At 70.8% G+C, this 23985-nt stretch carries 24 protein-coding genes; 5 read left to right on the forward strand and 19 right to left on the reverse strand.

Translation table 11 applies throughout. The annotated features are described in order from the left end of the window. Position 1: 1 nt before the first annotated feature. Entirely contained in the window at positions 2-721 is a 720-nt protein-coding gene (locus tag ACFVXJ_RS08775; RefSeq protein WP_389660669.1) for a helical backbone metal receptor, read from the reverse strand. Positions 722-726: 5 nt separating this feature from the next. Beyond that, positions 727-1362 carry a helix-turn-helix domain-containing protein gene (locus ACFVXJ_RS08780; RefSeq protein WP_389660671.1) on the reverse strand — a complete coding sequence of 212 codons (636 nt, stop codon included), beginning with the start codon at positions 1360-1362 and terminating at the stop codon, positions 727-729. Positions 1363-1536: 174 nt separating this feature from the next. Between ACFVXJ_RS08780 and ACFVXJ_RS08785 the strand changes: the two genes are divergently transcribed. The 4 genes from ACFVXJ_RS08785 to ACFVXJ_RS08800 all read left to right on the forward strand — a co-directional run bounded on the left by ACFVXJ_RS08785 (position 1537) and on the right by ACFVXJ_RS08800 (position 6155). Continuing rightward, on the forward strand, positions 1537-2442 hold the full coding sequence (locus tag ACFVXJ_RS08785) for a 5'-3' exonuclease H3TH domain-containing protein (RefSeq protein WP_389661004.1): 906 nt from the start codon (positions 1537-1539) through the stop codon (positions 2440-2442). 49 nt (positions 2443-2491) lie between these two features. After that, entirely contained in the window at positions 2492-3328 is an 837-nt protein-coding gene (locus ACFVXJ_RS08790; RefSeq protein WP_389660673.1) for a siderophore-interacting protein, read from the forward strand. A gap of 304 nt (positions 3329-3632) precedes the next feature. Beyond that, positions 3633-5162: a serine hydrolase gene (locus tag ACFVXJ_RS08795; protein ID WP_389660675.1), complete on the forward strand. Its 1530-nt coding sequence runs from the start codon at positions 3633-3635 to the stop codon at positions 5160-5162. A 30-nt stretch (positions 5163-5192) separates the two neighbouring features. Then, positions 5193-6155: a pseudouridine synthase gene (locus ACFVXJ_RS08800; protein WP_389660676.1), complete on the forward strand. Its 963-nt coding sequence runs from the start codon at positions 5193-5195 to the stop codon at positions 6153-6155. Between the two features lie 30 nt (positions 6156-6185). On the opposite strand, the gene ACFVXJ_RS08805 is transcribed toward ACFVXJ_RS08800, so the two are convergent. The 12 genes from ACFVXJ_RS08805 to ACFVXJ_RS08860 form a co-directional block, all read right to left on the reverse strand. Then, on the reverse strand, positions 6186-6842 hold the full coding sequence (locus ACFVXJ_RS08805) for a helix-turn-helix domain-containing protein (protein ID WP_389660678.1): 657 nt from the start codon (positions 6840-6842) through the stop codon (positions 6186-6188). A gap of 91 nt (positions 6843-6933) precedes the next feature. Then, positions 6934-9786, reverse strand: coding sequence for a DEAD/DEAH box helicase (locus ACFVXJ_RS08810; protein WP_389660680.1), 2853 nt, complete (start codon positions 9784-9786; stop codon positions 6934-6936). A gap of 122 nt (positions 9787-9908) precedes the next feature. Next, the gene (gene tatC / locus ACFVXJ_RS08815) at positions 9909-10865 is read right to left on the reverse strand and encodes a twin-arginine translocase subunit TatC (protein ID WP_389660681.1); all 957 of its coding nucleotides are present in this window, start codon (positions 10863-10865) and stop codon (positions 9909-9911) included. A 56-nt stretch (positions 10866-10921) separates the two neighbouring features. Then, the gene (gene tatA, locus ACFVXJ_RS08820; protein WP_389660683.1) at positions 10922-11212 is read right to left on the reverse strand and encodes a Sec-independent protein translocase subunit TatA; all 291 of its coding nucleotides are present in this window, start codon (positions 11210-11212) and stop codon (positions 10922-10924) included. Between the two features lie 210 nt (positions 11213-11422). Continuing rightward, positions 11423-11644 carry a hypothetical protein gene (locus ACFVXJ_RS08825; RefSeq protein WP_389660685.1) on the reverse strand — a complete coding sequence of 74 codons (222 nt, stop codon included), beginning with the start codon at positions 11642-11644 and terminating at the stop codon, positions 11423-11425. Between the two features lie 26 nt (positions 11645-11670). Then, positions 11671-11904: a hypothetical protein gene (locus ACFVXJ_RS08830; RefSeq protein WP_389660687.1), complete on the reverse strand. Its 234-nt coding sequence runs from the start codon at positions 11902-11904 to the stop codon at positions 11671-11673. Between the two features lie 8 nt (positions 11905-11912). Next, a complete protein-coding gene (locus tag ACFVXJ_RS08835; RefSeq protein WP_136211111.1) occupies positions 11913-12881 on the reverse strand; it encodes a YafY family protein in 969 nt (322 codons plus the stop codon). Between the two features lie 86 nt (positions 12882-12967). Then, positions 12968-13924, reverse strand: coding sequence for a helix-turn-helix transcriptional regulator (locus tag ACFVXJ_RS08840; RefSeq protein WP_389660689.1), 957 nt, complete (start codon positions 13922-13924; stop codon positions 12968-12970). A gap of 140 nt (positions 13925-14064) precedes the next feature. Beyond that, positions 14065-14460, reverse strand: a complete 396-nt coding sequence (locus ACFVXJ_RS08845) for an FKBP-type peptidyl-prolyl cis-trans isomerase (RefSeq protein WP_389660691.1) — start codon at positions 14458-14460, stop codon at positions 14065-14067. A 54-nt stretch (positions 14461-14514) separates the two neighbouring features. Further along, positions 14515-15456, reverse strand: coding sequence for an FKBP-type peptidyl-prolyl cis-trans isomerase (locus ACFVXJ_RS08850; protein WP_389660693.1), 942 nt, complete (start codon positions 15454-15456; stop codon positions 14515-14517). Between the two features lie 130 nt (positions 15457-15586). Then, positions 15587-16948 (reverse strand): Pup--protein ligase, encoded by a 1362-nt coding sequence (gene pafA, locus ACFVXJ_RS08855; RefSeq protein WP_136211119.1) that lies wholly within the window; start codon positions 16946-16948, stop codon positions 15587-15589. Between the two features lie 58 nt (positions 16949-17006). Next, complete coding sequence (locus ACFVXJ_RS08860) at positions 17007-18293, reverse strand: MFS transporter (RefSeq protein ID WP_389660695.1); 1287 nt, start codon at positions 18291-18293, stop codon at positions 17007-17009. Between the two features lie 147 nt (positions 18294-18440). On the opposite strand from ACFVXJ_RS08860, the gene ACFVXJ_RS08865 reads away from it, so the two are divergent. After that, a complete protein-coding gene (locus ACFVXJ_RS08865; protein ID WP_389660697.1) occupies positions 18441-19442 on the forward strand; it encodes a LacI family DNA-binding transcriptional regulator in 1002 nt (333 codons plus the stop codon). A gap of 54 nt (positions 19443-19496) precedes the next feature. Here the strand turns inward: ACFVXJ_RS08865 and prcA are convergent, their stop codons facing one another. The 5 genes from prcA to dop all read right to left on the reverse strand — a co-directional run bounded on the left by prcA (position 19497) and on the right by dop (position 23674). After that, positions 19497-20261, reverse strand: coding sequence for a proteasome subunit alpha (prcA, locus tag ACFVXJ_RS08870; RefSeq protein WP_389660698.1), 765 nt, complete (start codon positions 20259-20261; stop codon positions 19497-19499). Positions 20262-20307: 46 nt separating this feature from the next. Further along, a complete protein-coding gene (prcB, locus tag ACFVXJ_RS08875; RefSeq protein WP_389660700.1) occupies positions 20308-21147 on the reverse strand; it encodes a proteasome subunit beta in 840 nt (279 codons plus the stop codon). Continuing rightward, positions 21099-21692 (reverse strand): endonuclease VII domain-containing protein, encoded by a 594-nt coding sequence (locus tag ACFVXJ_RS08880; protein ID WP_389660702.1) that lies wholly within the window; start codon positions 21690-21692, stop codon positions 21099-21101. Before ACFVXJ_RS08880 ends, prcB begins: the two co-directional genes overlap by 49 nt. A 53-nt stretch (positions 21693-21745) precedes the next feature. Continuing rightward, positions 21746-21958: a ubiquitin-like protein Pup gene (locus tag ACFVXJ_RS08885; RefSeq protein ID WP_030233608.1), complete on the reverse strand. Its 213-nt coding sequence runs from the start codon at positions 21956-21958 to the stop codon at positions 21746-21748. Between the two features lie 204 nt (positions 21959-22162). Further along, complete coding sequence (dop, locus tag ACFVXJ_RS08890; RefSeq protein WP_389660704.1) at positions 22163-23674, reverse strand: depupylase/deamidase Dop; 1512 nt, start codon at positions 23672-23674, stop codon at positions 22163-22165. Positions 23675-23985 lie beyond the last annotated feature (311 nt).

Genomic DNA, 23985 nt, shown 5'->3' on the forward strand with positions numbered 1-23985 from the left:
GCTAACGGGCGGCCCGCAGGGCCCGCGTCAGCACCGCCGGAGCCTCCCGCAGCGAAGGCCCGTACCAGGTCAGGTGCCGGCCGTCGACGAGCGCGGCCAGCAGCCCCGGGAACGCCTCGGGGCCGTCCTCGGCGGTGAACCGGTACGGCTCGTCCGGCAGGACCACCAGCTCGCAGCCGGCCGCCCGCGCCTCGGCCGGGGACACCCGCGGATAGCGCTCGGCATGCTCCGCGAGGACGTTGCGGACCCCCAGCCGGGCCAGTACGTCCCCGGCGAAGGTGTCCCGGCCCAACACCATCCACGGCCGCCGCCACACCGGTATCACCGCACGCAGCGGACCCAGGGGCGCCACCGCCGCCCACGCCTTGCGGGCGTCCGTGAGCCAGCCCGGCCGCGCCAGCCCGAGCGCCCCGACCAACAGCCGTTCCAGTTCCCCGAACGCCTGCGGCAGCGAGCGGACCTCGGTGACCAGCAGCGACACCCCGGCCGCCCGTAGGGCCGCCAGGTCCGGGGCCCGGTTCTCCTCCTCGTTGGCGACGACCAGGTCCGGGCGCAACCCGATGATCGCCGGCACGTCGGGGTTCTTCGTCCCGCCGACGCGCACCGCTCCGCCGAGGTCCGCCGGATGCGTGCACCAGTCGGTGACCCCGACGAGCCGGCCCGGAGCGCTCACCGCCACGGCCTCGGTCAGCGACGGCACCAGCGAGACGATCCGCCGCACGCCGCTCAGTGCTCCGGGGAGGGCGGCTCGGACGTCGCGTGGATGTGCTCACCGACCGCGACCACCAGGATGCGGGTGTCCTCGCTCACGGCCCGCCAGCGGTGCCGTACCCCACCGGACAGGAACAGCGCGTCGCCGTTCTCCAGCCGGTACGCCCGCCCCTCGGCCTCCACCTGGCAGGCGCCCGCGACCACGTACATCAGCTCGTCGTTGCGGTGCTGGTACTCGCGGCCGGCGTCCTGGTCGCCGCTGAACTCCAAGGCGTGCAGTTGGTGGTGTCCGCGTACGAGGGGGCGCACGCCGGGGGCGGGCGTCAGGCCGGAGTCGTCACCGGCGCGCACGAGGTCCACCGTGCGCGCGGTGTCGGAGGCGGCCAGCAGTTCGACGGCCGTGGTCTCCAACGCGTCCGCGACCCGTTCCAGGGACCGCATGCTGGGCCGGGCCCGCTCGTTCTCTATCTGGCTCAGGAAGGGGACGGACAGTCCGCTGCGCGCCGAGACGACGGCGAGGGTGAGGTGGAGCGCGCGGCGCCGCTTGCGCACGGCCACGCCCACCCGAAGCGGTTGCTCCTTGGCGTCCTTCTCCTTCTCGTCCCTGCCGTCCGTGCCGATCTTGCCGTCCCTGCCGTCCTTGTCGTTCATGTCGGGGCTGCCCTCCCCTAATCCACTCGTCGCACATCGGTGTGCTGTAAGCACCTTACGCAGCAACCGCCCCCGGATTCGCGTTCACGGCAGGACCGGCCGCCGCCGGCGGCCGGCGTCGACGGCCGGCGGGGCGGCTGCGGCATCATCGTCAGCGTGACGACACGACGCCTGATGCTCCTGGACACCGCCTCCCTCTACTTCCGCGCGTACTTCGGCGTGCCGGACTCCGTGAAGGCCCCGGACGGCACGCCGGTCAACGCCGTGCGCGGCCTGCTCGACTTCATCGGGCGGCTGGTCCAGGACCACCGCCCGGACGACCTCGTGGCCTGCATGGACGCCGACTGGCGGCCCCGGTGGCGAGTGGAGCTCATCCCGTCCTACAAGGCGCACCGGGTGGCCGCGGAGACGGAGAACGGCCCCGACGTCGAGGAGACGCCGGACACCCTGACCCCGCAGGTGCCGATCATCGAGGCGGCGCTGGACGCGTTCGGCATCGCCCGGGTGGGCGTCGCCGGGTACGAGGCCGACGACGTCATCGGGACCCTGACCGCCCGGGCCACGGGCCCGGTGGACATCGTCACCGGCGACCGCGACCTGTACCAGCTGATCGACGACGAACGGCGACGACGGGTCCTGTACCCGCTCAAGGGCGTGGGCTCGCTCCAGGTGACGGACGAGGCCTGGCTGCGGGAGAAGTACGGGGTGGACGGCCCCGGCTACGCCGACCTGGCGCTGCTGCGCGGGGACCCGAGCGACGGCCTGCCGGGGGTCCCCGGGATCGGCGAGAAGACGGCGGCGAAGCTGCTGGACGCCTTCGGCGGCCTGGACGGGATCATCGCGGCGATCGACGACCCCCGGTCGAAGCTGACGCCGACCCAGCGCAAGCGGCTGGACGAGTCCCGGCCGTACCTGGCCGTGGCGCCGAAGGTGGTCAAGGTGGCCTCGGACGTCCCGCTGCCCCCCTTCGACCCGGCTGTTCCGGCGGCTCCGGCCAGCCCGGAAATGGTCGAGGCGCTGGCGCGCCGGTGGGGTCTGGGCGGAGCCGTGGCCCGGCTGAGCAGCGCGCTGCGCCACTGAGGTGCTAACTTAGGGGAACCTAAGTTTCTGGGGAGTCAGGGGAGAAGCCGTGGCAGAGGGACGCGCTCGTACAGTCGGCACCGCCGTCGTCGTACGCACCGAGCGGCTGACGCCGCACATGGTGCGCGTGGTGCTGGGCGGTGCCGGCCTGGCCGGGTTCGACGCGGGCGGGTTCACCGACCACTACGTGAAGCTGCTCTTCGCCCCCGAGGGTGTCCGCTACGCCTCGCCCTGGGACCTGGACCGGATCCGCGCCGAGCACCCGCGCGAGGAGTGGCCGCGCCAGCGGGCGTACACCGTGCGCGGTTGGGACCCGGTGCACCGGGAGCTGACCCTCGACTTCGTGGTACACGGCGACGAGGGGCTGGCCGGGCCGTGGGCCGCCGCCGTCCAGCCGGGCGAGGAGGTACGTTTCCTCGGCCCCGGCGGTGCCTACGCCCCCTCCCCGACGGCGGGCTGGCACCTGCTCGCGGGCGACGAGAGCGCGCTGCCGGCGATCGGCGCGGCGATGGAGCGGATGCCGATGGGTGCGGTGGTACACGCCTTCGTGGAGATCGACGGCCCCGCCGACGAGCAGAAGATCGCCACCCCCGACGGTGTCGTCCCGGTCTGGCTCCACCGCGGCGACCGCCCGATCGGCGAGGCGTTGCTGGAGGCGGTCTCCGCGCTGGAGTTCCCCTCCCGCGACGTCCACGCCTTCGTCCACGGCGAGGCGGGCTTCGTCAAGGACCTCCGCCACCACCTCCGCGTCACCCGCGGCATCCCCCGCGAGCGCCTCTCCATCTCGGGCTACTGGCGCCTGGGCCAGACGGACGAAGCCTGGCGCGCGATCAAGCGCGACTGGAACGCCAAGGTCGAAGCCGAACAAGAACCCGCCGCGGCCTGACCGGCCCCAACCCGGCCCCGCCGGGCAAACCCAACCCCGCCGGCGACTGAGGCGGGCCCGACCCAGCCTCGCGGGCCCAATCCAGCCCCGCCGGCGATCGAGGCGCGGGCCCAATCCAGCCCCGCCGGCGATCGAGGCGCGGGCCCAATCCAGCCCCGCCGGCGATCGAGGCGCGGGGTCCGGGGCGGGGCCCCGAAAACCCGGCGCAGCCGGGGCCGCGAAGCGCAACGGCGCCGCACGCAAACCACCCACCCCGCGGCGCAGCCCCCAGGCGGAGTCACCCGTCCGGCGGGACACTGACCCCATGCGTACCCTCCACGCGCTCGCCGCCGCGACCGCCGGGGCCGCCCTCCTCGCCACGACGGCGGCGACGCCACCCCCGGCCCCCCACCCCCTCCTCACCGACGCCGCCGTCGACAAGGCCGTCGCCCGCCTCGACGCCACCGTCACCGCCATGATGTCCCGCACCGGCGTCCCCGGCGTATCCGTCGCCGTCGTCCACAACGACAAGGTCGTCCACGTCAAGGGCTTCGGCGTCCGCAAGACCGGCGAGCGCGCGACCGTCGACCCCGACACCGTCTTCCAGATCGCCTCCCTCTCCAAACCCGTCTCGTCCACCGTCGTCGCCGGCGTCCTCAAGGACCCCGCCGAGTGGGACGACCACGTCGCCCTCCCCGACTTCGCGCTGCGCGACCCCTGGGTCACCGACCACGTCACGACGGCCGACCTCTTCTCCCACCGCAGCGGCCTCCCCGACCACGCCGGAGACCTCCTCGAAGACCTCGGCTACGACCGGACGTACATCCTCGACCACCTGCGCCTGGAGCCCCTCACCCCCTTCCGCGCGAGCTACGCGTACACCAACTTCGGCCTCACCGCCGCCGCCGAGGCCGTCGCCGAGGCCCACGGCGTCAGCTGGCAGAAGCTCTCCGACGACACCCTCTTCAAGCCCGCCGGGATGACCCACACCAGCACCGAGTTCGCCGCCTACGCGCACGCCCCCGACCGCGCCGCCACCCACGTCAAGAACGCCGACGGCACCTGGAGCCCGCGCTTCGTCCGCGATGCCGACGCCCAAGCCCCCGCCGGCGGCGTCAGCTCCACCACCCGCGACCTGGCCCGCTGGATGCGCCTCCAGCTCTCCGGCGGCACCCTCGACGGCAAGCGGATCATCCCCGCCGCCACGCTCGCCCGCACGCACGTTCCCGAGATCGTCTCGCAGCCGCCCACCTCCCCCACCGGCCGCGCCGGCTTCTACGGCCTCGGCTGGAACGTGTCCTACGACGACTCCGGCCGGCTGCGCCTGAGCCACTCCGGCGCCTTCGAACTCGGTGCCAACGCAAACGTCACGATGCTCCCCCTGGAGAAGCTCGGCATCGTCGTCCTCACCAACGGCGCCCCCGTCGGCCTGGCCGACGCCGTCGCCCTCGATTTCTTCGACGTCGCCCAGCACGGCAAGGCCACGACCGACTGGCTGCCTCTGCTCGCGTCCGTCTACGCCAAGCAGGCGGACGAGGCCCGGTCCCCCACCGACTACGCCCACCCGCCCGCCACCGCGAAACCCGCCAAGGCGGCCTCCGCGTACACCGGCACGTACGACAACCCCTACTACGGCAAGGCCACCGTCACCGCGAACCCCGACGGCAGCGGCCTCACCCTCGCCCTCGGCCCGAAGCCCCAGCGCTACCCGCTCGCCCACTACGACGGCGACACGTTCAGCTTCGAGACCCGGGGCGAGAACGCCGTCGGCCGCACGGGCGCCTTCTTCGCCGACGGGACGCTGCGCATCGAGTACCTGGACGCCACCCACCTGGGCACCTTCACCCGACAGTAGCCGCGCCCGCAGGGCCTACGCTGGACCCCGATGAGACGCAGATCCACCATCCCGCCCGCACCCCTGCCCCAGCGGGCCGGCATCGACCCGGTCCGCCTGCGGCTGCCCCCCGACCCGGACGGGCTGTGGCCCGACCTCGGCGCCTACCTCACCGCCCGCTACGCCGGCACCCGCGGCGCCGAGTCGATGGCGCGGCTGCTGGAGTCGGGCCGGGTCCTCGGCCCCGGCGGGCGCGTCCTGCGCCCGCGGGACCCGTACGAACCGGGCGCGTTCCTGTGGTTCCACCGGGACATGCCCGCCGAGCCGGTCGTGCCGTTCCCGATCCGGGTCGTCCACCGCGACGCGCACCTCCTGGTGGTGGACAAGCCGCACTTCCTGGCCACCACCCCGCGCGGCACCCACGTCTTCCAGACCGCCCTGGCGCGGCTGCGCGTCGAGCTGGACCTGCCCGCCCTCAGCCCGGCGCACCGCCTCGACCGGATGACCGCCGGACTGGTGATGTTCAGCGTCCGCCCCGAGGACCGCGGCGCCTACCAGTCGCTGTTCGAGCAGCGGAAGGTGTTCAAGGAGTACGAGGCCGTCGCGCGGCACGATCCGCGGGTCCGCCTTCCGCGCACGGTGCGCAGCCACATCGTGAAGGTCCGCGGCGAGATGGCCGCGGTGGAGGTGGCGGGCGCCGCGCCCAACGCCGAGAGCGTCGTGGAGCTCATCGCCGCGAGCGGCGGGCTGGGCCGCTACCGGCTGACCCCGCGCACGGGGCGCACCCATCAGCTGCGGGTGCACATGAACGGTTTGGGCCTGCCGATCCTGGGCGACCCCGTCTACCCCGTGGTCGCCGCCGCCGCGGACCCGGCCGACTACCGGCGCCCGCTCCAACTCCTGGCCCGCACGCTCGCGTTCACCGATCCGGTGACCGGGATCGCCCACCACCTGGAGAGCGGTCTGACGTTGCGGGCCTGGGACGACCTGCCCGGCTGGGAGGCCGGCCCCTGAGCCCCGCGGGCGCCACGGGCCCCGCCGGGCTCACGCCATCTCCGTGACCCCGGCGACCCGCAACGCCGCGTCCGCGGCGGCCTCCGCGAAGGCCGCGACCGGTCGCGCCGGGTCGGAACGGTGGATGAGCATGACCCCCTCGACGAGGCCGAAGACGAGGTCGTTGCGCAGGGCCAACCCGGCCTCGTCACCGGCCAGTTCCTCCCCGACCGAGGTGGCGCACAGCAACTGCCGGTAGGAGTCGCGCAGTTCCCGGCGCATCCGGTGGAACTGGGCGAACCGGGCCCCGCCCACTTCGGGCAACAGGTAGAGCGCGCCCAGGTTGTACGGGCCGCCGCACAACAGCAGCACATCGGAGCGGCACAGCTCCCACAGCCGCCGCGCGGCGGGCCGTACGGTATCGGCCACCAGTCGGCGGGCCAGCGCCAGCGAGGGCGCGACCGTGGACTCCAGCAGTTCGGCGAGGAGTTCCTCCTTGCCGCGGAAGTAGTGGTACATCGTCGCCTGGCGCATTCCCGCCCGTTCGGCGACATTGCGCGTGGTGGTCGCCGCGTACCCGTGCACCGTGAACAACTCGGCCGCCGCGCAGAGGAGTTCCTCGCGCGGCGGCCGGTCGTCATGCCGTCTCGCCTGGTCGGCGCGTGGCCGACCGACCCGTCTCGACCCTTCGTCCGTTGCCCCACTCATGTGCCCGATCGTCGCACAGGACACGTCGGATCGATCATGGCAAGAGATGAGATCCGGCCTCCCCGCCTCTCGGAGGAAGACCCAAATCCACTTAGCCGACGGAGCTGTAGGCCACCACACCACGCAACAGGGCGTCCACGGCCTTCCGGGCATTTCGCGCCACCGTGCTGCCGCCCTGGGACGACGGCGGCGCGGACGACGACGGCGCCGCCGCCGCGATCTGCCCGAGCACGTCGATGACCTGCTTGCACCAGCGTACGAAGTCACCCGCGGGCATCTCCGCTTCGCGCAGCACCTCGTCGAGGCTCTTGTCGGACGCCCACTGGTAGGCGGCCCACGCGAAGCCGAGGTCCGGCTCGCGCTGGCCCACGCCCTCCGCCTGGTTGATCCGGTGCTCCTCCTCCAGCGCGTCGAGCCGACCCCAGATCCGGACCATCTCGCCCAGCGCCGCCTTCGCCGCGCCGCCCGGCACCTTGGGCGCCACCGCGTCGTCGGACTGGCGCGCCTCGAACACCAAAGCCGAGACGCAGGCGGCCAGTTCGGCCGGACTCAGGCCCTCCCAGACGCCCTCGCGCAGGCACTCGGACGCCAGCAGGTCCAGCTCCCCGTACAGCCGGGCGAGCCGCTTGCCGTGCACGGTGACCTCGTCCTCGCGCAGGTAGTCCAGTTCGGTCAGCAGGGCGTGGATCCGGTCGAAGGTGCGGGCGATGGTGTTCGTCCGCCCCTCGATGCGCCGCTCCAGTTGCACGGTGTCCCGCTTGAGCCGGTGGTAGCGCTCCGCCCAACGGGCGTGGTCCTCGCGCTCGTCACAGCCGTGGCAGGGGTGCGCCCGCAGCTCGGCGCGCAGCCGGGCGATCTCGCGGTCGTCGGCCGCGGCGGCCCGGCCGCGCCCACGCCGTTCGGGGACTATGTGCCCGGCCTTGGCCCGCAGCGCCGACGCCAGGTCCCGACGGGACTGCGGGGAGCGCGGGTTGAAGGTCTTCGGGATCCGCATCCGGTCGATCGCCTCCACCGGGACCGGGAAATCGATCGCCGCGAGCCGCTTGACCTGCCGTTCCACGGTGAGCACCAGCGGGCGCGGCCCCTCGGTGTACTCGTATCCGCGGTGCCCGTTGGAGCGCCCGGCCGGCATGCCCGGGTCCAGGACGAGTGCGAGCCCGGCGAACTTGCCGGTCGGCACGTGGATGACATCGCCCGGCTTGAGCTTCTCCAGCGAGTCGGCCGCCTGCACGCGGCGCTGCGCCGCGCCCTGCTTGGCCAGCTCCGTCTCGCGGTCCTTGAGGTCGCGGCGCAGCCGCGCGTACTCCTCGAAGTCGCCGAGGTGGCAGGTCATGCCCTCCCGGTAGCCGTCCAGGCCCTCCTCGTTGCGCTGCACCTGCCGGGAGATCCCGACGACCGAGCGGTCGGCCTGGAACTGCGCGAACGAGGTCTCCAGCAACTCGCGCGAACGGTGGCGCCCGAACTGCTGCACCAGGTTCACGGCCATGTTGTAGGAGGGTTTGAAGCTGGAGCGCAGCGGATACGTCCGGGTGCCCGCGAGCCCGGCGAGCGCCACCGGGTCCATGCCGCGCTGCCACAGCACCACCGCGTGGCCCTCGACATCGATGCCGCGCCGCCCGGCCCGGCCGGTGAGCTGCGTGTACTCGCCGGGGGTGATGTCGGCGTGCTGCTCGCCGTTCCACTTGACGAGCTTCTCCAGGATCACCGTGCGCGCGGGCATGTTGATGCCGAGCGCGAGGGTCTCGGTGGCGAAGACGGCCTTGACCAGGCCGCGGACGAACAGCTCCTCCACGACCTCCTTGAACGTCGGCAGCATCCCGGCGTGGTGCGCGGCGATGCCCCGCTCCAGCCCTTCGAGCCATTCGTAGTACCCGAGGACATGGAGGTCCTCGGTGGGGATGGACGCGGTCCGTTCCTCGACGATCTCCCGGACCCGCAGTCGGGCGCTGTCGTCGTTGAGCCGCAGCCCGGCGTACAGGCACTGCTGGACGGCGGCCTCGCAGCCGGCGCGGCTGAAGATGAAGTTGATGGCGGGGAGGAGGTCCTCGTTGTCGAGGCGGGCGATGACCTCGGGCCGGCTGGGGGTCCAGATCCGGCCGCGGGAGCGCCGCTCGCGCTCGCGGTCGGCCTCGCGGACCATCTTGCCGCGCCGCCGCTCCTTCGGGTTGTAGGTGCGGCTGTTCTCCTCCCGCGCCATGCGCAGCAGGTCGGGGTTGACCTCGCGGCGGGCGGAGCCGCGGCCGCCGTGGTCGGACTCCTCCTCGAAGAGGTCGTAGACCTTGCGGCCGGCCATGACGTGCTGCCACAGCGGTACGGGCCGCTCCTCGGAGACGATCACCTGGGTGTCCCCGCGCACGGTGTCGAGCCAGTCGCCGAACTCCTCGGCGTTGGAGACGGTGGCGGAGAGCGAGACCAGCGTCACGGACTCCGGGAGGTGGATGATCACCTCTTCCCAGACGGCGCCGCGGAACCGGTCGGAGAGGTAGTGCACCTCGTCCATGACCACGTAGCCGAGGCCGAGGAGGGACTGGGAGCCCGCGTAGAGCATGTTGCGGAGCACCTCGGTGGTCATAACGACCACCGGCGCCTCGGAGTTGACGCTGTTGTCGCCGGTCAGCAGGCCGACCTTCGCGGCGCCGTAGCGCTTGACGAGGTCGGCGTACTTCTGGTTCGACAGCGCCTTGATCGGCGTGGTGTAGAAGCACTTGCGGCCCTGCCGCAGCGCGAGGTGCACGGCGAACTCGCCGACGATCGTCTTGCCGGAGCCGGTGGGGGCGGCGACGAGGACGCCCTTGCCCGCCTCCAGGGCCCGGCATGCCTCGACCTGGTACGGATCCAGGCCGAATTCGTACATCTCGCGGAAGGGAGCCAGGGCGGTGGCCTCTTCGGCGGCGCGGATCCGGGCAGCGGCGTACCGCTGCGCGGGTGAGAGTTCTTCGGTCATCTTGTCTTCGAGCCTACCCGCCGCCTGTGACAACAGTCGGATCTTTACCGGGAGCCTGATGACCTGCGCGAGGACCGGCGCGACGGACCGGACCGGCGGCCGGGACCGCCGGGCCGGGACCCTCAGGTCACGTCGTCGTAGCCGTTGATCCGTTCCCGCCCGCCGTCGTCCTGGGCCGGCAGGGCCGAGGGTGCCGGGGCCGACTCCACCGCACCGATCGGCACGGGCGTCAGGTCCAGGGCGGACGCCTCGTCGTCGTCGAGGTCGGCGTCGGGGTTGCGGCGCTTGCGCCTGCGGTCGTTGATCAGGCACAGGCCGAGTGCGAGGAAGTACAGGGCGATGATCGGGGCCGCCAGCGACATCATCGTGAGCGGGTCACCCGTGGGCGTCGCGAACGCCGCGAAGATCGTGATGCCGAGCACCATGATCCGCCACCAGCTCGCCAGCCGCTTCGCGGTGAGCACACCGGTGAAGTTCAACAGGATCAGCAGCAACGGCAGCTCGAAGGCGAGACCGAACACGACGACCATGCGCGTGACCAGGTCGAGGTAGTCGTCGACCGGCAGCAGGTTGCGCGCGTTCTCCGGCGTGAACTCCAGCAGGATCATCGCGGTCTGCGGGAGGATCTTGTACGCGAGGATGGCGCCGGCGGCGAACAGCGGCGCTCCGGCCCCGACGAAGCCGATGGCGTACTTCTTCTCGTGGCTGTGCAGACCGGGGGCGACGAAGGCCCACAGCTGGTAGAGCCACACCGGAGCGGAGAGCACCACGCCGGCGGTGAGCGAGACCTTCAGGGCGATCGAGAACGGCGCGATGAGGCCGTTCACGGTCATGTCGGCGCAGGGACGGCCGTTGCGCTGCGAGACCACCCCGTTGGTGCAGCCGACGGAGTCCAACATCGGCTTGAGCATGAAGTCGATGAGGTTCTTGTAGAAGAAGGCCGCCACCACGGTGATCACGAGGATCGCCAGGACCGACTTCATCAAGCGGTTTCTCAGCTCACGCAGGTGCTCGACAAGGGGCATCCGCCCTTCGGCGTCCTTGTGCGCTTGACCCTGCTTGCGGGCAGACTTGAGCAACCCACGTCCCTTGTCTCGTTGCAGATGACTGGCGTGACCGGTGAGGCCGCGGGCGATCAGCCCTGCGTGGTGCGGTTCGGCTCGCCGACCGGACGGGCGCTGGTCACGTCACCGGGCGACGCCTGGATCGTGCGCGGGGCGACCGGCTGCTGCGGGGCCTGGTCGGCGACGGGGGCGGCGACGTCCTCGGCCTGCCCGTCCTGCTTCATCGCCTTGGCCTCGCTCTTGAGGATGCGGGCGGACTTGCCGAGCGCGCGCGCCATGTCGGGGAGCTTCTTGGCACCGAACAGCAGGAAGACCACGGCGATGATCAGGAGGAGTTCAAGAGGCTTCAGGTTGCCGATCATGGGCTGACTTCCTTCTCACCGAAACGGCTGGTTGGGGTGGCGGGCGGTGCGGGCCGAAGATCCCGTCACCGCTCCTGCATGGATCGTAACCCCCGGGGGTTAACGGCAGGCAATCACCCGGGCTCTTCCCCGCTTCCTCGGCGGGACGCGCCCGGGTCCGGTCAGGGGGGATGGTACGACCCCGTACGCCAGGTTTCTACGAGGGTACGCCTACCGGCTCGCGGCCCGGCCGGCCCGGGCCAGGTCCGCCGCGGCCCGCTCCAGATCACCGGCGGCCCGCTCCAGGTCGCCCGCGGCCCCGGTGACCCGGCGGCTCGCCTCGGCCACCTGCGCCGACAGCCGCCGCACCGCCAGGAAGACCCGCACGGCCGGCACCGCCAGCACCACGAGACCGAGGAAACCCAGGGCAATCGCGAACATCGGCCACATCATGGGAGGAGCCTAGCGCCGACGCCGCCTCAGACACTGCGCAGGGTGCTCACACCGCCGCCCGTCAGCAGCTCCACTATCCGTTCCCCGGCGGGCTTGCGCACCTGCGCCCCGCACTGGGGGCAGGTGAACGAGTAGAAGGTGCTGCGGCGGCTGCCGCCGATCGCCAGGCGCAGGGCGCCCGCCGCGAGCTCGAAACGCCCCCGGCACTGCGGACACCCCGCCTTGAAGGTGACCGGAGCGCCCCCCGAAGATGACGGCATCGCTCCCCCTAGCCCTGTTCCCCGTATCCCGCGAGTGCCGCTCGCGCGGCGCTGCGCGCGCTCTCCGCCAGCTCCGGAGGCGACACGATCCGCCCCTCCCGGCCCAGCCGGAGCGCGAGCCGGCGCAGCGACGCCGGGTCCGGGCTGCGCAGCGTGATCCGCAGACCGCCACCGGCCAGCTCCTCGGCGCTGTCGTGCGGGTAGTACTCGGCGACCCAGCGGCCGCCGGGGCCGACCTCGACCACGACCTCCGGGTCCTCGGCGGCCGGCTGCACCAGCCCCTCGGACAGGTCGCGCGGCTCGATCGCGGGCGGCTCGGCCCGCTCGTCCAGCAGCCGGATCTCCGCGACCCGGTCCAGCCGGAAGGTGCGCCGGGCCTCGGAGAGGTGGCACCAGCCCTCCATGTACGTGTGGCCCACCGCGAACAGCCGGATCGGGTCGACCTTCCGCTCGGTCAGCTCGTCCCGCGCCGGCGAGTAGTAGCGCAGCCACAGCCTGCGGCGCTCCGCGATGGCCCGGTCGACGTCCGCGAAGACCCCGCCCTCCGACTCGAACGTCACCGACAGGCGGGAGCTGGCGCCCGCCGCCTCGCCGGCGGCCGCCTCCAGCTTCGCGGTGGCCCGCAGCAGGGCGTCGCGGTCGCTCTCGCGCAGCCCGGGCAGCGTCGCCACCGCGCGGGCGGCGACCAGCAGCGCGGTCGCCTCGTCGGCGGCCAACCGCAACGGCTCCGCCGTCGACTCCCCCGACGCGTCGGGGTTGCGCCACCAGATGCGCTCCCCGTCGGTGTCGATGTCGAGCAGGTCCCCGCCCCGGAAGCTCGTCCCGCACATCGGCAGCACGTCGAGGTCCGAGATCAGCTCGTCCTCGGTGATCCCGAAGGCGCGCGCGACGTCCGCGACGTGCGCCCCGGGGCGTTCGCGCAGGTACGTCACCAAGGACAGCATCCGGCGGGTCTGGTCAATGGCGTTCGCAGCCATGCTGGTACGTCTCCCCCTCAGGGCGTGCGTTCATGACATCGGAGCGGTACGGATTTCCCGGCGCGGTGGCTCCCCGCCGCGGCCGGTCAGCCGAGCGCGACGGCGCGCAGCCGGTCCATCACATCGGCCCGCAGATCGGCGGGTTCCACCACCACCACGTCCGGGCCGAACTCCACGAGCCAGGCGTCCAGGCCGTGCCCGTACGGGATCTCCAGCTCATCCCAACCGTCGTCGCCCTCCTTGACGGAGCCGGCCTTGGCCCGCAGCGGGTACCCGGACCCGGACCGCAGCCGGATCCTCGCGGTGCGGTCCGCGCTCTCCCCGGCCCAGCTCGCCACGGTCTCCCGCACCGTCACCACGTCCGGCACCGGCGCGGTGTACCTGCCCGCCCGCGAGCGGACCTTGCCGGTGATCCGCGACAGCCGGAACACCCGCTCCGCCTCCCGGTCGCGGTCGAAACCGGCCAGGTACCAGTGACCCCGCCAGCACTCCAGCGCCCACGGCTCGACCTGCCGGGTCTCGGGGTGGGCGGCGGTGGACTTGCGGTAGTCGAAGACCACCGGCCGCCGGTCCCGACAGGCCAGCATCAGCGGCTCGAAGGCCGCCTCGTGGACCGGGATGCGCGGCTCGATCGCGCTGTGCTGGCCCTCGTACGGGTCGCCGGCCTCCGGCATCCCGCCCGCGCGCAGCTTCTGCAGCGCCCCGCTGGCGGCGCCCGCCAGCCGGGCCTGCTGCCACACCTTGGCCGCCAGCCCCAGGGCGGCGGCCTCCTCGGCGTCCAACGAGACGGGGGGCAGCCGGTTGCTGTCCCGGCGGGCCAGATAGCCGGTCTCGCCCTCCAGGTTCTCCACCGTCTCGATCACCAGACCGAGTTCCCGCAGGTCGTCCTTGTCCCGCTCGAACATGCGGTTGAAGGACTCGTCGTTCCCCGCCTCCAGGTACGCCTCGATGGAACCCCGCAGCTCACGCTTGCTCAGCGGCCTACGGGTCCCCAGCAGACACAACGCCAGGTTCATCAGCCGCTCGGCCTTGGCAATCGCCATCGACGCCCTTCCGCCCTTCCCCACGTACACCCGCCGGCGTACAGACCCGTGACCGTTGACCGTACCGCCCCGAAGGGCCCCGGCAAAAGCGAGGGCCCCCGCCTCACGGCGGGGGCCCCACAGCTGTGACGCGAGGTCGATCAGGCGGCCATCAGGTCACAGACGAAGATCAGCGTCTCGCCCGGGGCGATCACGCCGCCGCCGGCGCCGCGCTCACCGTACGCGAGGTCCGAGGGGATCGTGATCTTGCGACGGCCACCGACCTTCATGCCCTGGACACCCTGGTCCCAGCCCTTGATGACCTGGCCGACACCCAGCTGGAAGTCCAGCGGGGCGCCGCGGTTCCAGGAGGCGTCGAACTCCTCGCCGGTCGAGAACGCCACACCCACGTAGTGGACCTTGACGAACGCGCCGGCCTTGGCCTCGGCGCCGTCGCCCACCCAGATGTCCTCGACCACGAGCTCGGTCGGGGCGGGGCCCTCGGGGAAGTCGATCTCGGGCTTCTCGAGCTTGTCGCTCACGGAACTGCTCCTCATACGAACCAACAGGGGGCGCCTCCCGGCCTGGGCCGGGGGAAACCGGAACCAGTGTTACATCACCGAGAGGATGTCGAGGCTGAACACCAGGGTCGAATTGGCCGGGATCGTCCCCTGCTCCTTGTCACCGAACGCCTGGTCCGGCGGGATCACCAGCAGAATCCGGCTGCCCGCCTTCTTGCCCAGGATGCCGTCCTTGAGACCCTTGACCGACAGATCCGACAGCGGCCACGTCACCACCGTGTCGGTGGCGTAGGTGCTCTCGAAGGTCTTGTCGTCCTTCCAGGTCTTGCCGTTGAACTTCACGATGACCGTGTCGGTGTCCTTCACGACGGGGCCGTCGCTTTCCAGGACGTAGTTCGACACCAGCTTCGTCGGCGCGGCACTGTCCTTCGGGACGGTCACGGAGACTTCCTTGCCGTCCGTGTTCGTACCGACCTTCGGCAGGTCCTTGTCGTCCTGCGCCACTTCCTTGCCCGTCGCGGACACCGGGACGCTCGCGCCCTTGACGATGTCCACCACGAACACGAGCGTGGCGTTCGCCTTGATCTTGTCGCCCGAACCCTGCGCGCCGTAACCCAGGTCCGGCGGGATCACCAGCTCGACCCGGCTGCCGACCTTCTGACCCTGCAGACCCTGGTCCCAGCCCTTGATGACCTGGCCCGCGCCGAGCGTCACATCGAAGGTCTTGCCCTTGCTGAAGCTCTCGTCGAAGGGCTCCTTGCCGTCCCACACCTGGCCGTAGTAATTGACCTGGGCGACGTCCTTGGCCTTCAACACCGGGCCCTTGCCCTCGCTGACGACCACCACCTTCAACTGCTTCGGCGGGTCGCCCTTCCCCTTCGACAGGGTCGGCTTCTCCCCGAACGCGGCGCCCTTCGTGATCGCGGGCACCCCGTTCTTCATCTGGGCGGAATCGGAGCCGCTGTCGTCACCGCAGGCTGCCGTCGTCAGCAGCAGCAGGGGTACGACCAGCAGGCCGGCAAGTCGGCGCACGTGTTCCTCAGATCTCAGACGGCAACGGTCGCCCGCCACTCTAAGGCGTGGACGGGGCCCCGTACGAGACGCGTACGGGGCCCCGGCCAAGATCAGCGGGATGTCACGCTTTGCCGCCACCCACCGTCGGCTACATACCGGCGATCAGCTTCTCCACCCGATCGTCCACCGAACGGAACGGGTCCTTGCACAGCACCGTGCGCTGAGCCTGGTCGTTCAACTTCAGGTGCACCCAGTCGACGGTGAAATCCCGCCGCTGCTCCTGCGCCCGACGGATGAAATCGCCGCGCAGGCGCGCCCTCGTCGTCTGCGGGGGCACCGACTTCCCCTCGAAGATCTTGAGGTCGTTGCAGATCCGAGCCGCCTGCCCCTTGCGCTCCAGCAGGTAGTACAGCCCGCGCCGACGGTGGATGTCGTGATACGCGAGGTCTATCTGCGCCACCCGCGGATTGGACATCGTCATGTTGTGCTTGCCCCGGTACCGCTCGATCAACTGGTACTTCATGACCCAGTCGATCTCGGTCCCGATCCGGTCCAGGTCCTCCGCCTCGATCGCGTCGAGGGTACGACCCCACAGCTCCAGCACCTGCTCCACGACACCCGTACGGATCCCCCGCCGCTCGGCGAAGTCCAGGGCCTTGTCGTAGTACTCGCGCTGGATCTCCAACGCCGACGCCTCACGCCCACTGGCCAGGCGCACCTTGCGCTGACCGGTGATGTCGTGGCTGACCTCCCGGATCGCCCGGATCGGGTTCTCCAAGGTCAGGTCCCGCATCACGGTCCCCGCCTCGATCATCCGCAGCACCAGGTCCGTGGCGCCCACCTTGAGCAGCATGGTCGTCTCGGACATGTTCGAGTCCCCGACGATCACGTGCAGCCGGCGGTACCGCTCCGCGTCCGCGTGCGGCTCGTCCCGCGTGTTGATGATCGGCCGCGACCGGGTCGTGGCCGAGCTGACGCCCTCCCAGATGTGCTCCGCGCGCTGACTCACGCAGTAGACCGCGCCCCGAGGCGTCTGCAGGACCTTGCCCGCACCACAGATCAACTGGCGCGTGACGAGGAACGGGATCAGGATGTCCGCCAGGCGGGAGAATTCACCGTGCCGGGCCACCAGGTAGTTCTCGTGGCAGCCGTACGAATTGCCCGCCGAGTCGGTGTTGTTCTTGAAGAGGTAGACGTCGCCCGCGATCCCCTCCTCGTGCAGGCGACGTTCGGCATCGACGAGCAAACCTTCGAGAATGCGCTCGCCGGCCTTGTCGTGGGTGACCAGCTCGGTCAGGTTGTCGCATTCGGGAGTTGCGTATTCCGGATGCGAACCCACATCGAGGTACAGGCGGGCGCCGTTCCGCAGGAAGACATTGCTGCTGCGGCCCCATGACACAACACGGCGGAAGAGGTAGCGCGCCACTTCGTCAGGTGACAGTCGGCGCTGTCCCCTGAACGTGCACGTGACGCCGTACTCGTTCTCCAGCCCGAAAATGCGGCGGTCCATGACTGAACATTACGCCTTCTGCCCTCTTCTGAAACCGGGTTCGAGAGCGGGGTTCCGATCAGTTTCCCGCGAAGGGCTCCGACACGCCGTCCGCACGAGCCGCGCCGGCCTGCCCCGGCACCCGCCCCGCACCCTCCACGACGGACCCCGCCACCGCCCGACCCCGCCCCGCCGAAGCCAACACCCGCTGAGTGGCCATCAGCACCAGCAACGCCGCGCCACCCGCCACGCTCGCCACGGCGAAACCCGCCGCCGTACCCCCCAGTTCCACCGCCGGCCCCGCGGCCGCCGTCCCGATCGCCGCCCCCACCCCGAAGAAGGTCACCAACCACGAGAACGCCTCCGTCACCGTCCCCTCCGGAGCGTGCCGGTCCACCACGATGAACGCACACGCGATCGCCGGCGCCAGGAACACCCCCGCCAACGCCGTCAGCGCCGTCATCGCCACCGCCCCCGGCACCCACATCAACGGCAGGTAACACACCGCCAGCAACGCCACCAACAGCCGCAGCCGCCGCTCCGGCGCCCCCGTCCACTGCCGCGCCCCGTACAGCACCCCGCCGACCAGCGCCCCCAACCCCAAAGCCGCCATCAACCGGCCGTACACCGCCTGACCACCATGACCGTCCGCGTACGCCACACCCGCCACCGTGATCGACCCCAACGCCGTACCCACGAAGAAGAACGCCCCCAGCAGCGCCAACAGACCCCGCGACCGCAACGCGCCGAGCCAATGCGCCTCGCGCGGAGCCGAACGCCACGCCCGCGAAGGCTCCGACACCACCACCGACAGGGCGCCCAGCACCCCGATCGCATTCAGCAGCACCAAGGCCACCGCCGGATCCCACAGCGACACGAACAACGTCACCAGCAGCGGACCGACCGTGAACATCACCTCCTGGGCCACCGCGTCCATCGCGTACGCCGCATGGACCCGCTCCTCCTTGCCGCCCAGCACCGACGGCCACAGCGCCCGCAGGCCCCCCTCCAGCGGCGGCGTGAACAACCCCGCCACCACCACCGCCGCGTACGCCGCCGCCACCGACCCCGTCCCCACGAACGCCAGCCACACCATCCCCAGCGCCGACACCACCGCCGCCGGCAACTGCACCCGCGGCTGCCCGTACACGTCCACCGCCCGACCCAGCAACGGCTGCCCCACCGCGTTCGCCACCCCGTACACGGCCGCCAACGCGCCCGCGAGGCTGTAACCGCCCCCCTCCGACCGCGTGAACAACACGATCGCGATCGGCGCCGTCGCGTTCGGCAACCGACCTATCAGCGTCCCCGCCAGCAGCCTCGCGGCATGCCGGGTTTTGAGCAGCTCCGCATAACCCGCGGCCATGTCCGCCCCTTCCTGCCCGGATCAAGCCGGAGTAATACGTATAACGTGACCCGCCATACGTACCATGGCCACAACCCGCCAGTCCAGACGACGCCCACCACCACCCCACCCCACACCCCCCGTGACCTCGGACAACAGGAGCCCAGCGTGACGAGACCCACCAGCCGCGACGTCGCCAACGCCGCCGGGGTCTCCCAGGCCACCGTCTCCCTCGTCCTCGGCGACAAATGGCGCGGCCGCGTCTCCGAACGCACCGCCGCCCTCGTCCGCGAAACCGCCACCCACATCGGCTACCGCCCCAACCTCGCCGCCCGCAACCTCCGCCTCGGCAGCACCCGCACCGCCCTCCTCGTCGTCCCCGCCCTCACCAACGAATTCTTCGCCCGCGTCTACACCGGCGCCGCCCAAGTCGCCGCCGAACACGGCTTCGGCGTCGTCCTCTACCCCTCCCCCGACGGCACCGGCCCCGCCCGCGACCCCTTCGCCTCCGCCCGCGCCGCCCTCGACGGTGTCATCGCCTCCTCCATGGCCGCCGACGCCCTCGACGCCATCGGCGGCAACAGTCTCCCCCTCGTCATGCTCGACAGCGACCCCACCGCCCACACCGCCGCCGCCCACGTCAACCTCGACATGGCTGACGGCATGCGCCAAACCGCCCGACACCTCCTCGCCCTCGGCCACCGCCGCTTCCTCCACCTCGCCTCCGCCGTCGACTCCTGGACCTTCCACATCCGCGCCCGCGCCCTCGCCGACCTCCTCGAAGCCCCCACCGAGCTGCGCACCGTACGCGCCCCCCTCACCGTCACCGGCGCCCGCACCGCCCTCGAAGCCGCCCTCACCACCCCCGGCAGCACCCGCCCCACCGCCGTCGTCTGCGACGACGACATCCTCGCCGCCGGCGCCTGCAAAGCCGCCCGCCGGCTCGGCCTGCGCGTCCCCGACGACCTCTCCGTCACCGGCTTCGACGACCTCGCCCTCGCCACCGCCGTCGAACCCGAACTCACCACCGTCCGCCTCCCCGCCGAACACGTCGGCCGCCAAGGCATGACCGCACTCCTCGCCGTCCTCGACGGCACCGACTGGTCCGCCCCCGACATCCCCGTCGAACTCGTCGTCCGCGACTCCTCCGGCCCCGCCCCCCGAGCCTGAACACGACGAAGCCCCGGCCCGCCGCAACGGCAGACCGGGGCTCCCCCGAACGCACTACTCCGCGTCGTCCTCCGGACCCTCGTCGTTCGACACCGCGTCGGCCTGCGCCGCCGCCGGCACGTCCGCCTCCAACAACCGCGCCAACTGCCGACCCCGGATCCGCTTGAACTTCCGCTGCTGCGGCCGCGTACGGTCCAACACCGCGACCTCCAACCGCTCCGCCGGAATCGACTTGTCCGCACCGCTCGCCTGACTGGACAGCGCCTGCACCGCCAGCTTCAACGCCTCGGACAACGTCATCCCGTCCTGGTGCCGCTGGTCCAGGAACGTACTGATCTGCTCGGCATTGCCACCGACCGCGACCGAACCGTGCTCATCCACGATCGAACCGTCATGCGGCAACCGATAGATCTGGTCCCCCGCGGCCGTCGCACCGACCTCCGCCACCACCAACTCCACCTCGTACGGCTTCTCGCCCGCACTGGAGAAGATGGTGCCCAGCGTCTGCGCGTACACGTTCGCCAAACCACGCGCCGTCACGTCATCGCGGTCATAGGTGTACCCGCGCAGATCCGCGTACCGCACACCACCGATCCGCAGGTTCTCGTACTCGTTGTACTTGCCGGCGGCCGCGAAGCCGATCCGGTCATAGATCTCGCTGAACTTGTGCAGCGCACGGGACGGGTTCTCCCCGACGAACACGATGCCGTCGGCATACTGCAACACGACAAGGCTGCGACCGCGGGCGATGCCCTTCCGGGCGTATTCCGCCCGGTCGGCCATGGCCTGCTGGGGTGACACATAGAACGGAGTCGACACCGGCTGTCCGTCCCTTTCTTCCGGTTCCTACGGGGGCGACGGATGGTCAGAGCAGGGCGGCGCGCGGGCCGTCCGGCTGCTCCAGCCGACGGTTGGTGACCGTACGGGCGATTTCCTGCGACTCGTCGTCGCTCAACCTGCGGAAACCCTCATCGGTGATGACGGTGACGATGGGATAGATGTGACGGTAGAGATCCGGCCCACCGGTCGCCGAGTCGTCATCGGCGGCGTCGTACAGCGCCTGCACGACCAGCGTGGTGGCCTGCTCCTCCGTCAGGTCGGGACGGTAGAGCTTCTTCATCGAACCCTTGGCGAAGATCGAGCCCGAACCGGTCGCGGCGAACCCGTGCTCCTCGGAACGGCCGCCGGTCACGTCGTAGGAGAAGATCCGACCCTTCTCCTTGGCCTCGTCGTACCCCGCGAACAGCGGCACGACCGCCAGCCCCTGCATCGCCATCCCCAGATTGCTCCGGATCATGGTGGACAGCCGGTTCGCCTTGCCCTCCAGCGAAAGGGTCGCCCCCTCCACCTTCTCGAAGTGCTCCAACTCCAACTGGAACAGCTTCACCATCTCCACGGCCAGACCGGCCGTACCGGCGATGCCCACGGCGGAGTACTCGTCGGCCGGGAACACCTTCTCGATGTCCCGCTGCGCGATCATGTTCCCCATGGTCGCCCGCCGGTCACCGGCCAGCACCACCCCGCCGGGGAACGTGACGGCCACGATGGTCGTCCCGTGCGGCGCCTCGACGATCCCCTCCGGCAACCTGCGATTGCCGGGCAACATCTCGGGCGCCTGCGCGCCCAGGAAGTCCATGAAGGACGAGGACCCCGGCGTCAGGAAGGCTGCCGGTAGACGCCCTGTGCCGCGATTGTTGGCTTCCACAGGTTTCCTTCCACGTAAGCGGCTGCACGCCGTATGACGTCCGGCCGATCCTTGAACTGCCCCAGTGCGGCGTTACAGCTGAAGCACAGTACGCCTCGGACCTTACCCGTCTGATGATCGTGATCAACATGCTCTGCGGGAGCTGTCCGGCAGAGCAGGCAGGTTCCACCTTGAGCCGCGATCATGTCGTCGCGTTCGGCCTCGGTGATGCCGTACTTGCGCTTGAAGTAGCTCGCGCGATTCCGTTGAGCGCTACAGATTCGGCAGTAGCTGCTCCAGCCGTCGGATGAAGTCTTATTGGGTTCCCATTCCGAATGGGGTTTGATTTCCCCGCACTGCGGGCACCGCTTGTGGCCGGACGGCACGGCCACCTTTTGCCGTACCGTCCGCCCCTTCGCGAGCTCGCGTACTCGAGGCTGTTCTGCCTGACAAGCCCGGCAATACGCCTGAAGGCCATCCTTCATTGCCCGATTGGACGCGAACCCAGCCCGCGACCTGTACGTCTTGCAGCGCGAGCATCGCTTCGTCCCCTCGATTCCGTCCATCCCCCGCCCCCTGCGGAACCTTCGAATCGAAGGCTAAAGGACCGAACAGGCCCTCACTCGCCACCCTTTTGCACGAATGACCTCACGAAATCCTCGGCATTCTCCTCCAAGACGTCGTCGATCTCGTCCAGTACCGAGTCGACGTCGTCGGAGAGCTTCTCCTGGCGCTCCTTGAGGTCGGTCGATTCCTCGACCGCCGCCTCCTCGACCTCCTCGGTCGAGCGCGTCGCCTTCTGCTGTCCGCCGCCGGTGTCCTTGGTCGCCATGTCTACCTCACCCCGCTCGGTTCGCACGCTCACGTCGAGAGATCCCGGACCGGGACCTCTCCCAAGATCAGACCCTATGTCGGACCCTACAAGGAGGGTCCGACATTCGTCCCCGCACTTTCATAACGTCCGGGTGTTCCCATGATTCCCAGACCGGGCCCCTTTCAGGCCCCGCCCGGGTCCCGGAAAGGGGGCGGGCCGGGATCAGCGGCCCGACAGCACCCGCACCAGGTCCTCCGCCGTGCGGCAGCGGTCCAGGAGCTCCTTCACGTGCGCCCGCGTCCCCCGCAGGGGCTCCAGCGTGGGCACGCGCTGGAGGGAGTCGTGGCCCGGGAGGTCGAAGATCACCGAGTCCCAGGAGGCCGCGGCGACGTCGTCCGCGTACTGCTCCAGGCACCGGCCCCGGAAGTAGGCCCGGGTGTCCTCCGGGGGCTTGCCCTCGGCCCGCTCCACCGCCGGCTCCTCCAGCAGCCGCTTCATCTTGCCGCGGGCCACCAGGCGGTTGTAGAGGCCCTTCTCGGGGCGTACGTCGGCGTACTGGAGGTCCACCAGGTGCAGCCGCGCGGCGTCCCAGTCGAGTCCGTCGCGCCTGCGGTAGCCCTCCAGCAGTTCCCGTTTCGCGATCCAGTCCAGCTCCCCCGACAGGCTCATGGGGTCGGTCTCCAGCCGGCCCAGGACGTCCTCCCACCGAGTGAGGACGTCCTTGGTCTGCTCGTCCGCGTCCGTCCCGAACCGCTCGTCGACGTACTTGCGCGCCAGCTCGAAGTACTCCATCTGCAGTTGCACGGCGGTGAGTGTGCGGCCGCTGCGCAGCGTGATGAGGTGCTGGAGGTCGGGGTCGTGGGAGACCTGGTGGAGGGTGCGTACGGGCTGGTCGACGGCGAGGTCGACGTTGATGAAGCCGTCTTCGATCATGGACAGGACCAGGGCGGTCGTGCCCAGTTTCAGGTAGGTGGAGATCTCGGAGAGGTTGGCGTCGCCGATGATCACGTGGAGGCGGCGGTATTTCTCCGCGTCGGAGTGGGGTTCGTCGCGGGTGTTGATGATGGGGCGCTTGAGGGTGGTCTCCAGGCCGACCTCGACTTCGAAGTAGTCGGCGCGCTGGCTGATCTGGAAGCCGTGGTCGCGGCCGTCCTGGCCGATGCCGACGCGTCCTGCGCCGGTGACGACCTGGCGGGAGACGAAGAAGGGGGTCAGGTGGCGCACGATGTCGGAGAAGGGGGTTTCCCGCTTCATCAGGTAGTTCTCGTGCGTGCCGTAGGAGGCGCCCTTGTTGTCCGTGTTGTTCTTGTAGAGGTGGATGGGCTGGGCGCCGGGGAGCCGGGCGGCGCGTTCGGCGGCCTCGGCCATGATCCGTTCGCCGGCTTTGTCCCAGAGGACGGCGTCGAGCGGGTTGGTGATCTCGGGGGAGCTGTATTCGGGGTGCGCGTGGTCGACGTAGAGGCGGGCGCCGTTGGTGAGGATCACGTTGGCGAGGCCGATGTCCTCGTCGGTGAGCTGGCTGTTGTCGGCGGCCTCGCGGGCGAGGTCGAAGCCGCGGGCGTCCCGCAGCGGGTTCTCCTCCTCGAAGTCCCAGCGGGCTCGGCGCGCCCGGTGCATCGCCGCCGCGTAGGCGTTGACGATCTGGGACGAGGTGAGCATGGCATTGGCGTTCGGGTGTCCTGGGACGGAGATCCCGTACTCCGTCTCGATCCCCATTACTCGCCGTACGGTCATGCGGCCCTCCTTGCCCGGCGGCGCTCCTGTTCGGGAGCGGCGCTCAAGTACCGCTGGTGCTCCGATGCGTCGTGTGCGGCGTCCGTCCCCGCACTGCGCGACCTGCGGTACGGAAGAGCCTAGAACCACTCCGCGCTGGTGGGGAGATCATTTCGGTCATTGAATTTGTCCTGCCACCGGCTGGAAATGCAGTCGGTAAAGCGGTCGGGGGGGGGGGGCCCCCGGGGGGGGCCCCCCCCCCCCCCCCCGTGTTAGGGGTTGTTTGGGGGGGTTTGGGACCCGGGGGTTGGGGGGGGGGGGGGGGGCGCGGG

Source organism: Streptomyces sp. NPDC058279 (assembly GCF_042881255.1).
GTDB lineage: Bacteria > Actinomycetota > Actinomycetes > Streptomycetales > Streptomycetaceae > Streptomyces.